We start from the raw sequence: 13,250 nt of genomic DNA on the forward strand, positions 1-13,250 counted from the left end.
CTGTTGCTCGCTCGTGCATTCCCGCCACCGTCCGGGCTCCCCGTCCGGTTCGGTCGCATCCCACCCACGTTCGCCGACCCGCGCCTCGCGTGCCGCCGCTTCGACCTAGCCACCGGCGTTCTCCTCGGCCGCACGGGCGACGCCGCCCGCCGCGTCCCGGAGGTCCGCGATCTCCTTCTCGAAGTCCTCGACGGAGGAGAAGGCCCGATACACGCTGGCGAACCGCAGGTAAGCGACCTCGTCCAGTTCGCGCAGCGGCCCCAGGATCGCGAGTCCGACCTCGTGGCTGGACAACTCCGACACGCCTCGGGAACGGACCGCGTCCTCGACGCGGTGCGCGAGCTGCTGCAGCGCGTCCTCCTCCACGGGACGACCCTGGCAGGCGCGCCGCACTCCCCGGACCACCTTCTCCCGGCTGAACGCCTCGGTGACGCCGGAACGCTTGACGACCGACAGCACGAGCTCTTCCACCGTCGTGAACCGGCGACCGCAGGCCGAACATGATCGCCTGCGCCGGATCGCCTGGCCTTCCTCGACCTCGCGCGAGTCGACCACTCGCGAATCGTCGCCTCGGCAGAACGGGCACCGCATCGCACTCACCCCCTTCCCGGCGTCGTCGTCACCCACACCATCGCGGCAGCCGGTCGCGCTCACGGTCCGTGGACGCGTGAATACTCCGTGATCCCAACCTGTGGAGTAACTACACCGGCGTAACTACTAGATGTTGTGGTCGACTTTAATCCGCCGCAGATCGGGAAGCAAACCGGCCCACCCCTCCCCGCCCGGTCGAGTGACATCGAACCGAGCGACCTGCGGAAGCCGCAGCCGACACCCCGACAGGCGGGCGAGCCGACGCCCCCGGGCGTCAGCCGCGCTGCGCGGGAACGATCAACGTGCGACCTAACCCGACCCCGTCGACACCGAGGCGGTTGAGCTCCACGATCCGGCCGACCACCGCGCGCTGGTCACTGTCCGGAGCGAAACGAGCCGCCACCGACCACAGCGTGTCGCCGTCCGCGACGCGCGCGACCGCCGTAGCATCCGGCACTGGCCGCGCTCCCGAATCCAGCGCGAGCATGCCGAACAGAAGGACACCCACGAATGCGCAGGCGCCCACCGCGACGAGCCAGGCGCATTCGCGGGCGGCGGCGAACCACCCCGCCCGCGTCGACGCCACCCCCGGAGCGGGCCGTGCGACCCTCCGCGGCCACGGTTCGGCCGCGGCGACTCCACGCGGCGCGGAGAGCCCACCCGCCGGAACCGCCGGTGATCCCATTCTCGCAGCGCCGGATCGCGACCGGGTCGCCGCACCGGACATCGCCACCATGAGCACCTCCAGCATCAGGGCCTAGGGTCGGCCCGCAGATCGATGTATCAAGATCGAAAAGATGTTCGATCGAACCTGCGTGCGATTGTGTACCAGCAGTGCCCGAATGCGCCAGAGTCTGGCCGAAATTAACTCGAACAGGTGTTTGATCTTCCACTTCGCCCCGTCTACTGTGGAAATCGGAGTCACGAGCAGTCCCGTTCACGAGGACAGGAGGCAGTGGTGGTCAGCAATACGACCGAATCGATCAACGACGAACTCGGCGGCACGTCCGACGGCGCCGGATCGACGAACGGTTCTCGCGGCGCGGAGGCGATCGTGACCGACGTCCGAGGTGGCACAGCAGCGGAGCCGACCGCGCCCACCTCGTCGGTCCCCGAACAGCCGGGCACCGGCGAACTCAGCGACCGGCAGCTCAAGGTGCTCGAGTCGATCCGCAGCTGGATGCGGGAGCACGGCTACCCGCCGAGCGTGCGCGAGATCGGCGACGCGGTGGGCCTCACGTCCACCTCGTCTGTCGCCTACCAGCTGCGCGTGCTGGAGCGGAAGGGCTTCCTGCGGCGTGATCCGCACCGTCCGCGCACGGTGGGCGTGCTGGTCGCCGATTCCGAGCAGTCCGAGCTCGCCGGCCGCCCGAAGCCCGCGTACGTCCCAGTGGTGGGCCGGATCGCCGCCGGTGGACCGATCCTGGCCGAGGAATCGGTGGAGGACGTCTTCCCGCTGCCGAAGGAGATCGTCGGCGAGGGGTCGCTGTTCCTGCTCCAGGTCGTCGGCGACTCGATGACCGACCTGGCCATCACCGACGGCGACTGGGTCGCGGTGCGCCAGCAGCCGGACGCGGACAACGGCGACGTCGTGGCGGCGATGATCGACGGCGAGGCGACCGTCAAGACGTTCAAGCGCACCGAGGACCACGTGTGGCTCGTTCCGCACAACGAGGCGTACCAGCCCATCCTCGGCGACGACGCGACGATTCTGGGCAAGGTAGTAGCAGTCCTGCGCCGCCTCTGAGGGACTTCCCGAAAGGGATGATGTGCGTAGTGGTCGGGTGGCGGCACCTCAGTGTTCTTCTCGCTGCGGGATCAATTTCGCGAGTGGCTCCGCCACACACGAAATCGCTGTCCCTCGCGAGAAGAATGCTGAGAACCCGCTGCAGTGCCGGTTGCGAGAGTGGCCGCCGTCCAGCGGCTTCGCCGCTGCCGGGATATCGATCATTGGTGCGCAGGTTGCTCGCGCTGTCAGCGGCGGCGCATTCGTGCAAGGAAGTACAGCAGGAGGGCCGCGAGGCCGCCGGCGACGACGAGCGCGGGTGCGGTGGAGAACGCGTCGCTGCTCGATCCCGGCTCGGCGGTGCCGTCCTCGTCGGGGCGTTCCGAGTACGTGCGGTCGGCGCCCGGGGCCGGTGGGGCATCGGGCTCTGCGGGGGCGAGCAGTGCTGCCGCGGCGGGCAGGGCGAACACCGGTTGCAGCCCCTCGGAAGTTGTCAGCAACGTGCCGTCCGGCTCCCAGGCGATCGCCTCTCCTTGCGGCTCGGGTGGCAACCTGATCGGCGCCGGAGGGCGTTGCAGGGCCGCCGCGACGTCCCCGTCGGGAGCGTGGAACAGGTACGCCTCGGTGTAGGTCCGCAACGCGATCATGGTTCCGTCCGGGCTCACCGACCCACCGGTAACCAGCCGGGTGCCGATTCCCTTGATCGGGCCGTCCGGCGAATCCGTGGAGGGCAGCGCGACCGAGCCGACCCGTTCCCACGGCACCGTCGCGTCCGCCGCTAGCGGAGCGGCCGGACGGTAGACGAACGCCACGCCGAACGGTTCCTTGGTGACCACGTGCGGGGTGCCCTCCCGGTCGAGCAGGATCGCCTCCGCGTCGTGCGGACCGTCCGGATAGCTGAGCCGGTACAGCGTCGAGTCGCCGTTCTCGGTCAACCTGTGCAGCGCCACGGTGCTCCGTTCGCGCCGGTTGTCGCCGGTATCGGCCAGCCACACCGCGCCGTCCGGCGCCAAGGCGAGGTCCTCGACGTCGTACGGGTCGGCCTCGGAGGTCCACACGTCCCGCACCGAACAATCACCACGATCGAGCAAGGTGACCCGGATCGAGCTGCCGCCGTCGTCGACCGCGTACCAGTACCGGCCGTCGGAAGCCAAGCCCGACAACTCCGTCAGGTCCGGGTCGCTGATCCGGCACCGCTGCTCGGGCACCGCAACGCCCTGAGCGGCGGCCACACCCGTCGTGACGCTCACCAACGCGAGAACGGAGACGAACGCGCACGACCGCCGCCACCGCCGACGACCAGTGCTCACCGGCGCGGTCACCGCACGAGGACGACGACGGCCCGAACCTTCCCGGCCCTGCTCATCCGACTCCTACGAACGGGCGCAGCGCCCCAGCCAGATCGGAACGCACCTTCGCCCGCAACCGGGTCCCCTCGGCGGTGTGTTCCTCGGCCACGAGCTCACCTTCGGCGTGCACGCGGGCCACCAGTTCGCCGCGGGTGTAGGGCACCAGCGCGTCGATCAGCACATCCGGCCTGGGCAGCCGCTCGGCGATGAGCTCGCGGAGGTGGGCGATGCCCTCACCGCTGTGCGACGAGACGAAGACCGCGCCCGGCAGCAACTGGCGCAGCTCCACGATGCGGGTGGGGTCGACCTGGTCGACCTTGTTCACCACGAGCAGCTCCTCCGGCACCGGGGCGCCGTGCTCCGCGGCGATGTCGGCGACGACCGTGCGCACCGCGGAGACCTGCTCGTGCGGTTGCGGCTCGGAACCGTCCACCACGTGCACCAGCAGATCGGCGGCGGTGACCTCTTCCAGCGTCGAGCGGAACGCCTCCACCAGCTGGTGCGGCAGGTGCCGGACGAAGCCGACCGTGTCGGTCAGCGTGTGCGGCCTGCCGTCCGGCGTCTCGGCTCGACGCGTCGTCGGATCCAGAGTCGCGAACAGCGCGTCCTCGACCAGCACACCGGCCCCGGTCAAAGCGTTGAGCAGGCTGGACTTGCCTGCGTTCGTGTAACCCGCGATGGCCACACCGGGCACGTGCTGCGCTTCGCGCCGACCGCGCTTGGTGCTGCGGACGGTGCTCATGGCCTTGAGCTCCTTGCGGAGCTTGCTGATCCGCTTGTGGATCAACCGGCGGTCGGTCTCCAGCTTCGTCTCACCGGGACCACGGGTACCGACACCACCGGTGGCGCCGCCGGCTCGCCCGCCTGCCTGCCGGGACATCGCCTCGCCCCAACCGCGCAGCCGCGGCAGGAAGTACTGCAGCTGAGCCAGCTCGACCTGGGCCTTGCCCTCCTTGGAGCTGGCGTGCTGGGCGAAGATGTCCAAGATCAGCGCGGTCCGGTCGATGACCTTGACCTTGAGCTTGTCCTCCAGCTGGCGCAGCTGACCGGCGGACAGTTCGCCGTCGCAGATGACGGTGTCCGCACCGGTGGAGATCACGACGTCGCGCAGTTCCTTGACCTTGCCGGAGCCCACGTAGGTGGCGGGATCCGGCCGCGGCCTGCGCTGCACCAACCCGTCGAGCACCTCGGAACCCGCGGTCTCGGCGAGCCGGGCGAGCTCGGCCAGCGACGTCTCGGCGTGCGCAGCGTCGCCCTCGGTCCAGACGCCCACCAGCACCACGCGCTCCAGGCGCAGGCGTCGGTATTCGACCTCGGTGATGTCCGCGAGCTCGGTGGACAGCCCGGCGACGCGGCGCAGCGAGGCGCGCTCTTCGAGTGCCATCTCCCCCGCGGACGGGTCCGGGAGATCGGAATCGGGCAGGAAGTCGAGGTCGCCGTCGCCGAACGGGGCTTCCCCGTCCAGGTGGATGCCTTCGTCGGCTTCGGCTGCCGTGGGGGCACCGGCCGGGGTGCCTGCCTCATGTGACCACAGTGCGGAATTCTTCATATCGACACCATTGTCCCACGGCACGCGAGCGGTTTTCATCCTTCGACCGGTGTGACCGCCGCCCGCGGCGGGTCAGCCGCCCTCGACCTGCCGCCACCACCCGGCGTCGAGCCTGCCGCCGCCGACCAGCACCGCCGGCCCGGTGAGCAGCGTCGTCGTCTCGGTCACGTCGACCTGCACGGTGCCGCCGGGGATGTCGACGACCCGGCGACCGGTGCTTTCACCGTCAGCGCGCAGCGCCGCGACGGCGGCGGCGACGGTGCCGGTGCCGCAGGAGCGGGTTTCGCCGACACCGCGTTCGTGCACGCGCATCCGCACCCGCTGCGGCCCCGCAGGGCGCACGAACTCCACGTTGACGCCGTTCGGGAACAGCCCGCCGTCGTGTTCGGGGGCCTCGGCGAGGTCGAGCGCGTCGAGGTCCGCGTCGGTGACGCACGCCAGGTGCGGATTGCCCAGGTCCACCGCGACCCCGGCGAACTCCCGGCCGCCGTGCGTCGCCGCGGAGTCGCCGAAGATCCGCGCCGCGCCCATGTCGACGGTGCTGCCGCCGTCCGGGTGGGTGCGGACCGAGCGGATCCCGGCCCGGGTGCCGACGGGGAACTCGGGCTGCGCGACCAGGCCCGATTCGACGAGGTAGCGGGCGAACACCCGGACGCCGTTCCCGCACATCTCGGCGAGCGACCCGTCCGCGTTGCGGTAGTCCATGAACCACACGTCCGGGGCGACGTCGCCGGGAGCGTCGGGCACCGCGCCCGCGGGAACGACGCGCAGCACGCCATCGGCGCCGAGGCCGCGCTGGCGGTCGCACAGCGCGCGCACGTGGGAATCGGTGAGCTTCAGCTCGCCGTCCGGGTCGGGCAGCACGATGAAGTCGTTCTGCGTGCCGTGGCCCTTGGTGAACTCAGGTCCTTCGGAAAACCGCACGTGACGAGTCTACGTGCGCACCAGCTGGTGGATTCCGGGCCTCGCCGCCGCGGGCTCGAACCAGTGGATGCGGTCGTCGCGGCGGAACCAGGAGCGTTGCTTGCGCACGAAGCGCCTGGTCAGGCGAGCCGTCTCGGTGGCGGCGACGGCCATGTCGCCGGATCCGTCGAGTTCGGCCAGGACCTGCTGGTAGCCCAGCGCCCGGGATGCCGTCCGGCCGTGCCGCAGGCCGTGGTCGGCCAGCTCGCGCACCTCGGCGGCCAATCCGGTGTCGAACATCCAGGTGACCCGCCGATCGACCCGGTCGTCGAGCTCCGCGACCGGGCGGTCCAAGCCGATCAGCACCGTGTCGTAGCGGGGCGGGCCCGGCACGGGCAGGTTCGCCGAGAACGGCTGTCCGGTGATCTCGATGACCTCCAGCGCCCGCACCAGGCGCCGCCCGTTCGACGGAAGGATCGCCGCCGCCGCGGACGGGTCCAGTTCGGCGAGGCGGTGGTGCAGCGCCTCCGCGCCGCAGGTCCGCAGTTCTTCCTCCCAGCGGGCCCGCACGTCCGGGTCGGTGCCGGGGAACCGCAGGTCGTCGAGCACCGCCTGCACGTACAGGCCGCTGCCACCGACGAGCACCGGGGTGCGTCCGCGCGCCAGCACGTCCTCGACGACGGCACGCGCTTCCCGCTGGTAGGCGGCGACGGAGGCCGCCTCGGTCACGTCGAGCACGTCCAGCAGGTGGTGCGGGACACCGCGGCGCTCCGCCTCGGTGAGCTTGGCGGTGCCGAGGTCCATGCCGCGGTAGAGCTGCATGGCGTCGGCGTTGACCACCTCCCCGCCGAGCTCGATCGCGACCTCGACGGCGAGATCCGACTTGCCGGTGGCGGTGGGCCCGACGATCGCCACCGGTCGAGCTGTGGATGCGGCGGACACGGTGGCGACTGTAAGGCCTGTCCCCCGATCGATTCACCCAGGGCCGACGCCAGGTCGGGCGGCGGAGCAGCGATCCCCGGCGCAGGCCGGTCGAAGCGGCCCCTAAGCGGCTCTGGACCACACGCCGACGTGGTACGTGATGCCCAGCGGGGTGTCCGAGTACAGCGGCTCCGCCTGCCACGTGCCGGTCGCGGCGACGCCCGCGGCGACCTGCCACGCGGCCCGGCTGTGCACGCCGAGCTCGTCGCACACCTGCGGGTCCAGTCCGAGCAGCGCGGGGCCGTCCGCGTCGCGCAGCGCGTCGCGCAGGACGTCGTCGAGCCCCGCCGCCCGCGGATCGGGGAGGTGCGGTGATCGTTCGTCCCGGCGGCTGCCGCCTTCGGCGAGCACCAGCAGCCCGGTCTCCGGGCCGTCGGCGTCGAGCCGCGCACCGAGCTCGGCGGCCTGACGAGCCGGGGTGTCCGGTGCCAGCAGCCGCACCGTCACCGACCGCGCACCGGCCTGCGTGCGCAGGAAACCGGCGATCAGGGCGGGCAGCGGCAGGTCCGGGTCGGGCGGTGTGGACTGCTCCGCTCGATCCCGCAGCGCCACCGGGACGTCGACGCCGTAGCCGGCGAACGTGCCCGTGGTGTCCGGTCGCAGGACGGCCGGTCCGGAACGATCTACACCGACGGCCACCCATTCGGTTGCGGCTTCCGTCAAACTGGTGGTGGCGCGCAGGCATGCGCTCCGCACGGGCTCGATCAGCGAAGTCGACCGCACGGTCAGTTCGGGGACGAGCAACGGCGGGTAAGGCACCACGGCGATGCGGGTGATCACACCCGTGCACGGTAAAGGTCATGGTCAGCGGTGAGCGGAGCAGGGACCCGAACAGGGCGCGCGACGGGTGGTCGCAGGACCTGCCCGCACCTGCGCTCGCGACCGCGCGGACCGCGCAGTGGTACCGCCGGAATTCCGGAGCCGGGGGCGACCTGTTTGAATGCGCCAGCGGAGATCGGACTCACCATGCGAGTCCGGATCGCCGCGCACCGGCCCCGCACGCGCGGGGCGCCCGTGCCCGGCACGGGCACCGAAGCGGGTACCCGAGGAGGATTCCGGTCATGACGCACCAGGACACGACCCCCGAGAGCACTGCGGGCGCCACGCCCGACGCGGCTGCGGCCGTCACCGGGACCGGGTCCACCTCGACAGCGCCCACGGTCCCGGCGGCTTCGGCGAATCCGGACCGGTGGGGTCGGGTGGACGAAACAGGCACCGTGTGGGTGCGCACGGTCGACGGCGAACGCGCCGTGGGTTCCTGGCAGGCCGGTGAGCCGTCGGATGGCTTGGCGCACTTCGCCCGCAAGTTCGACGACGTGCGCACCGAGGCCGAGCTGCTCGAGAAGCGGCTCAGCAGCCGTTCCGGTGACGCGAAGCAGTCGCTGACCAGCGCCCAGCACCTGCGCGACGGACTTCCGGAAGCCGCCGTCGTCGGTGACCTGGAGGCGTTGGGCGCCTTGGTGGAGCACCTCGTGCAGCACGCCGAGAAGGCGGTCGAGGAGGCGAAGGCGCACAAGGAGCAGGCCCGCACGGACGCGGTGGCCCGCAAGGAGGCGCTCGCCGCCGAGGCCGAGCAGATCGCGGCGGAGGCGACGCACTGGAAGTCCGCCGGGGACCGGCTGCGCGGGATCCTCGACGAGTGGAAGTCGGTGCGCGGCGTGGACCGCAAGACCGACGAGCAGCTGTGGCGGCGGTTCTCCAAGGCTCGCGACGCGTTCAACCGCAGGCGCGGATCGCACTTCGCCGACCTCGACCGCCAGCGCGCGGCGTCGAAGGTCCGCAAGCAGGAACTGGTCGACGAGGCCGAATCGCTCACCGAGTCGACCGACTGGGGCGCGACGGCCACGCGCTACAAGGACCTGATGGCGGAGTGGAAGGCCAGTGGCCGCGCTCCGAAGGACAGCGACGACGCGCTGTGGCAGCGGTTCCGCTCCGCGCAGGACGCGTTCTTCGCCCGCCGCTCGGCGGCGTTCTCGGAACGCGACGCGGAGTTCGCGGAGAACGCCAAGCTGAAGGAGGCGCTGCTCACCGAGGCCGAGACGATCGACCCCGGTGCGGGCCTGGCCGCCGCGCAGGCGCACCTGCAGCGGATCCAGCAGCGCTGGGACGAGATCGGCAAGGTGCCCCGGGAGCGGATGCGCGAGCTCGAAGGCCGGTTGCGCACGGTCGCCGACCGGGTGCGGTCGGCGTCGGACGCGCAGTGGCGGCGCACCGACCCGGAGGCGCAGGCGCGGGTCGACCAGTTCCGCGAACGGGTGGAGCAGTTCGAGGCGCAGGCCGAGAAAGCTCGCGTGGCGGGCGATGAGAAGCGCGCCAAGAAGGCCGACGAGCAGGCCGGCCAGTGGCGCGTGTGGCTCTCCGCCGCGGAGCAGGCCCTTGCCGACCGCTGATCGATCCGCGGTGGGCGCCGATCGGCGCCCACCGCTCGGGGCCGCCCCGGAAACCTCACGACCTGTTCTTGCCCGCGAGCGACCGCGCTACGTGCCAACGGGTTCGTTGTTCGGTCAGAGGCGAAGCCGCTGGGCACCGGAGCAATCGGCATGGCAGTGGGTTCGCGGCGTTCTTCTCGCCGCGTAGAACGCCGCGGTTCCGCCGACCCCGTCCCCTGCGCGAAATCAGAACCTCAAGGCCGGGTCAGCACCACGCGGATCCATTGCACGGCCAGCACCACCATGCACAGCGCGGCGAGCACCAAACCCCACGAGGGGCCGCCCGAGGGCACGGTCTGGCGCGACCAGATCGCGATCATGCCTTCGAAGGACACGATGATGGCCGCCATCCCGGCCACCCACGCGATCGCCCAGCGGCGGGTGATGAGCGCCAGCGCACCGATCAGCACGCCGACGATGGTGGCGTTGAGCGCGAACAACCTGGGCAGCAGGCCGACGTCCAGAGCCGGGTCCGCTTGCCCGAGCAGGATCTCCAGGCCGGTCGAGTCCCCGATCCACGGCAGCAGCGAGCTGACGATCAGGACCAGGATGACGGCCGCGATGGTGACGGCCTTGCTACCGGGGTCGATGCGCCGGAGCAGGTCGCGTTCGGCCTGGGAGAGGCTCCGCCGGTCGGCGCGGTCCTGGTCGGTTCCGCTCGTGTCCGATGGTTCCGTGCGCTGCACGTCGGTCCCTTCCTGAGCGTCGAGGTCCGGGCGATCCGAGTCGCCGGGTTCCGCCGGTTCTTCCGGCTCGGGACGGGATCGCCGCTCGTCGTCGCTCAACAGCCACATCCTTGGTCGGTCGCGGGCGGCGCCGCCGGGGCGCCGAAGGTGGGCAGCCCCAGGCTGGTCCCGGAGGTCTTGGGCTTGCGCCCCTCCTCCCACCGGTCGCCGGCCTTGGTGCGCCGGTGCGCGGTGAGTTCACCGTCCGCGACGAGGTGGTGCGGGGCCGCCCTGGTGATGCTGGTGTGCACGATGTCGCCGGGCCGGATCTCGCGGTCGATGGCGCCGCCGGGGTGGAAGTGCACGAGCCGCCCGTCGCGGGCCCGCCCGGAGAGCCTGCGGGTCTCGACGTCCTTGCGGCCTTCGCCTTCGGCGACGAGCAGTTCGACGTCGTGGCCGACGAGACCCTTGTTGAGCTCCCAGGACATCTCGTTCTGCACCGCGACGAGCCGTTCGTAGCGCTGCTGCACGACTTCCTTGGGCAGCTGGTCGGGCAGCTCGGCGGCGGGGGTGCCGGGGCGCTTGGAGTACTGGAAGGTGAACGCCGTGCTGAACCGCGCCTGGCGGACGACGTCGAGGGTCGCTTCGAAGTCCTCTTCGGTCTCGCCGGGGAAACCGACGATGAGGTCGGTGGTGATCGACGCGTCCGGCATCGCCTCGCGCACCTCACGCAGGATGTTCAGGTAGCGGTCCGAGCGGTAGGACCGGCGCATCGCCTTGAGCACCCGGTCGGAACCGGATTGCAGCGGCATGTGCAGCTGGTGGCAGACGTTGGGCGTCGCGGCCATCGCCTCGATCACGTCGTCGGTGAAGTCGCGCGGGTGCGGCGAGGTGAAGCGCACGCGTTCGAGGCCGTCGATCTCACCGCAGGAGCGCAGCAGCTTGCCGAACGCGAGCCGGTCGCCGAACTCGACGCCGTAGGCGTTGACGTTCTGGCCGAGCAGCGTCACCTCGAGCACGCCCTCGTCGGCCAGCGCCTGCACCTCGGCGAGCACGTCCCCGGGCCTGCGGTCCTTCTCCTTGCCGCGCAGCGCGGGCACGATGCAGAACGTGCAGGTGTTGTTGCACCCCACCGAGACCGACACCCAGCCGGAGTAGGCCGATTCGCGCCGGGCGGGCAGCGTGGACGGGAACGTCTCCAGCGATTCGAGGATCTCGACCTCGGCCTCGTCGTTGTGCCGGGCGCGTTCGAGCAGCGTGGGCAGCGAACCGAGGTTGTGGGTGCCGAACACGACGTCGACCCAGGGCGCGCGGCGGACGATCTCACTGCGGTCCTTCTGCGCGAGGCAACCGCCGACGGCGATCTGCATGCCGGGGTGTTCCTGCTTCGCGGGGCGGAGCCTGCCGAGGTTGCCGTAGAGCCGGTTGTCGGCGTTCTCCCGGACCGCGCAGGTGTTGAACACGACGACGTCGGGGTCGTGGTCCTTCGCGGCGCGCACGTAACCGGCGTCTTCCAGCATTCCGGACAGCCGCTCGGAATCGTGCACGTTCATCTGGCATCCGTACGTGCGGATGTCATATGTCCTGGAAACGCTCATCGTGCTCACCCCGCCACCATATCGGCTGCTCAGGAGCGTTCGATGGCCGCCCGGAGACCAGTGCCGACGGCAGTGGCCGGTCCCGCGCGGGAGCTCCCGGAGCTGGGACGACCGCCGATTTCGGACGGGCGGCGAGCTCGTGCTCGCCGCCCGCCGACCGGCGCCGAACGATCGCCGCGCGGCGGAATCCGCGCGGACCCGCGCACCCCGGGAGCTTTCCGGACCGGCGCGGAAATCGAATGAAACGCCCCGCCGCACGGGCCGGTTCATTCATAGTGGGCATTGTTCGATCCGGTCGGCGGGCCCCGGCCGCGAGCACGAGATGAGTGGCGAATGGCGCAATCGAGCCTCACCCGCAAGCGCTACTACCAGTCACGCACGAACACCACCGCGCGGGCGAACCGGGAATCTTGCGAGTACGGACAGTCACCGGGCAGGGGCCGTTGGTACGCTCGGAACGATCATCGACCACGCGCCGGAACCACTGGCGGCGAGATGCTTACACGCAGTTGGCAGGCCTGCGGACAGATCTTGTAAGAAGCCGGGAAAACCCTCGCCTTCTCCGGACGCGTAACCGAGTTGCAACCTGCATTAACCCGCACCATATGGACTAATCGTGTCCGGCGGCTTAAATTTTCGCCATCAGATCCGGACTTCTCGGGCTAGGAGAGTGCATGACCGCAGGTTCCCCGGATTCGCCGATGATCCGCATGTCCTCGGTCGACAAGCACTTCGGGTCCCTGCACGTGCTGCAGGACATCGACCTGACCGTGCCGCCCGGCCAGGTCGTGGTCGTGCTCGGCCCCTCCGGATCGGGCAAGTCCACGCTGTGCCGCGCGATCAACCGGCTCGAACCGATCGACTCCGGCACCGTCGAGATCGACGGCAAGCCGCTGCCCGCCGAAGGACGCGCGCTCGCCGAGCTGCGCGCCGACGTGGGCATGGTGTTCCAGCAGTTCAACCTGTTCGCGCACAAGACGATCCTCGAGAACGTGCTGCTCGGCCCGATCAAGGTCCGCAGGCTCGACAAGGCCACCGCCGAGCGGGAAGCGACGGCACTGCTGGATCGGGTCGGCATCGCCGACCAGGCGCAGAAGTACCCCGCCCAGCTCTCCGGCGGCCAGCAGCAACGGGCGGCGATCGCCCGCGCTCTGGCGATGAAGCCGAAGGTCATGCTGTTCGACGAGCCGACCTCGGCGCTCGACCCGGAAATGGTCAACGAGGTGCTCGACGTGATGGCCGGGCTCGCCGCCGAAGGCATGACGATGCTCGTCGTCACGCACGAGATGGGCTTCGCCCGCCGGGCCGCGCACCGCGTGCTGTTCATGGCCGACGGCCGCATCGTCGAAGACTCCACGCCGAGCCGGTTCTTCGAGGCACCGGAGAGCGCACGGGCCCAGGACTTCCTGAGCAAGATCCTCACCCACTGACCTCGCGGTCCCCGCGCACGTCGCAGGAC

At 70.7% G+C, this 13,250-nt stretch carries 12 protein-coding genes; 3 read left to right on the forward strand and 9 right to left on the reverse strand.

Annotated features, from left to right (window positions below; translation table 11 throughout):
* Positions 1-105 precede the first annotated feature (105 nt).
* Positions 106-591: a transcriptional regulator NrdR gene (gene nrdR / locus OOZ19_RS11930; protein WP_266090212.1), complete on the reverse strand. Its 486-nt coding sequence runs from the start codon at positions 589-591 to the stop codon at positions 106-108.
* A 274-nt stretch (positions 592-865) separates the two neighbouring features.
* On the reverse strand, positions 866-1,177 hold the full coding sequence (locus OOZ19_RS11935) for a LysM peptidoglycan-binding domain-containing protein (RefSeq protein WP_266090141.1): 312 nt from the start codon (positions 1,175-1,177) through the stop codon (positions 866-868).
* Between the two features lie 465 nt (positions 1,178-1,642).
* Between OOZ19_RS11935 and lexA the strand changes: the two genes are divergently transcribed.
* Positions 1,643-2,338: a transcriptional repressor LexA gene (gene lexA / locus OOZ19_RS11940; protein WP_266090213.1), complete on the forward strand. Its 696-nt coding sequence runs from the start codon at positions 1,643-1,645 to the stop codon at positions 2,336-2,338.
* A gap of 227 nt (positions 2,339-2,565) precedes the next feature.
* Here the strand turns inward: lexA and OOZ19_RS11945 are convergent, their stop codons facing one another.
* The 5 genes from OOZ19_RS11945 to OOZ19_RS11965 form a co-directional block, all read right to left on the reverse strand.
* Positions 2,566-3,567 (reverse strand): SdiA-regulated/phytase-like domain-containing protein, encoded by a 1,002-nt coding sequence (locus tag OOZ19_RS11945; protein ID WP_266090142.1) that lies wholly within the window; start codon positions 3,565-3,567, stop codon positions 2,566-2,568.
* A gap of 112 nt (positions 3,568-3,679) precedes the next feature.
* On the reverse strand, positions 3,680-5,050 hold the full coding sequence (gene hflX, locus OOZ19_RS11950; RefSeq protein ID WP_266090214.1) for a GTPase HflX: 1,371 nt from the start codon (positions 5,048-5,050) through the stop codon (positions 3,680-3,682).
* A gap of 237 nt (positions 5,051-5,287) precedes the next feature.
* A complete protein-coding gene (gene dapF / locus OOZ19_RS11955; RefSeq protein WP_266090143.1) occupies positions 5,288-6,139 on the reverse strand; it encodes a diaminopimelate epimerase in 852 nt (283 codons plus the stop codon).
* Positions 6,140-6,148: 9 nt separating this feature from the next.
* Positions 6,149-7,060 carry a tRNA (adenosine(37)-N6)-dimethylallyltransferase MiaA gene (gene miaA, locus OOZ19_RS11960; RefSeq protein WP_266090144.1) on the reverse strand — a complete coding sequence of 304 codons (912 nt, stop codon included), beginning with the start codon at positions 7,058-7,060 and terminating at the stop codon, positions 6,149-6,151.
* 102 nt (positions 7,061-7,162) lie between these two features.
* Positions 7,163-7,879, reverse strand: coding sequence for a class III extradiol ring-cleavage dioxygenase family protein (locus tag OOZ19_RS11965; protein ID WP_266090145.1), 717 nt, complete (start codon positions 7,877-7,879; stop codon positions 7,163-7,165).
* 281 nt (positions 7,880-8,160) lie between these two features.
* Here OOZ19_RS11965 and OOZ19_RS11970 point away from each other — a divergent pair, with 281 nt between their 5' ends.
* Positions 8,161-9,489, forward strand: a complete 1,329-nt coding sequence (locus OOZ19_RS11970; RefSeq protein ID WP_266090146.1) for a DUF349 domain-containing protein — start codon at positions 8,161-8,163, stop codon at positions 9,487-9,489.
* 233 nt (positions 9,490-9,722) lie between these two features.
* Here OOZ19_RS11970 and OOZ19_RS11975 read toward each other — a convergent pair whose 3' ends face one another.
* Together OOZ19_RS11975 and miaB are read right to left on the reverse strand one after the other, a co-directional pair.
* On the reverse strand, positions 9,723-10,313 hold the full coding sequence (locus OOZ19_RS11975) for an Rv2732c family membrane protein (RefSeq protein ID WP_266090147.1): 591 nt from the start codon (positions 10,311-10,313) through the stop codon (positions 9,723-9,725).
* Positions 10,310-11,791: a tRNA (N6-isopentenyl adenosine(37)-C2)-methylthiotransferase MiaB gene (gene miaB / locus OOZ19_RS11980; protein ID WP_266090148.1), complete on the reverse strand. Its 1,482-nt coding sequence runs from the start codon at positions 11,789-11,791 to the stop codon at positions 10,310-10,312. The genes OOZ19_RS11975 and miaB overlap by 4 nt, the downstream gene beginning before the upstream one ends.
* A gap of 701 nt (positions 11,792-12,492) precedes the next feature.
* Here miaB and OOZ19_RS11985 point away from each other — a divergent pair.
* Positions 12,493-13,221, forward strand: a complete 729-nt coding sequence (locus OOZ19_RS11985) for an amino acid ABC transporter ATP-binding protein (RefSeq protein WP_266090215.1) — start codon at positions 12,493-12,495, stop codon at positions 13,219-13,221.
* Positions 13,222-13,250 lie beyond the last annotated feature (29 nt).

Source organism: Saccharopolyspora sp. NFXS83 (assembly GCF_026241095.1).
Lineage (GTDB): Bacteria > Actinomycetota > Actinomycetes > Mycobacteriales > Pseudonocardiaceae > Saccharopolyspora_C.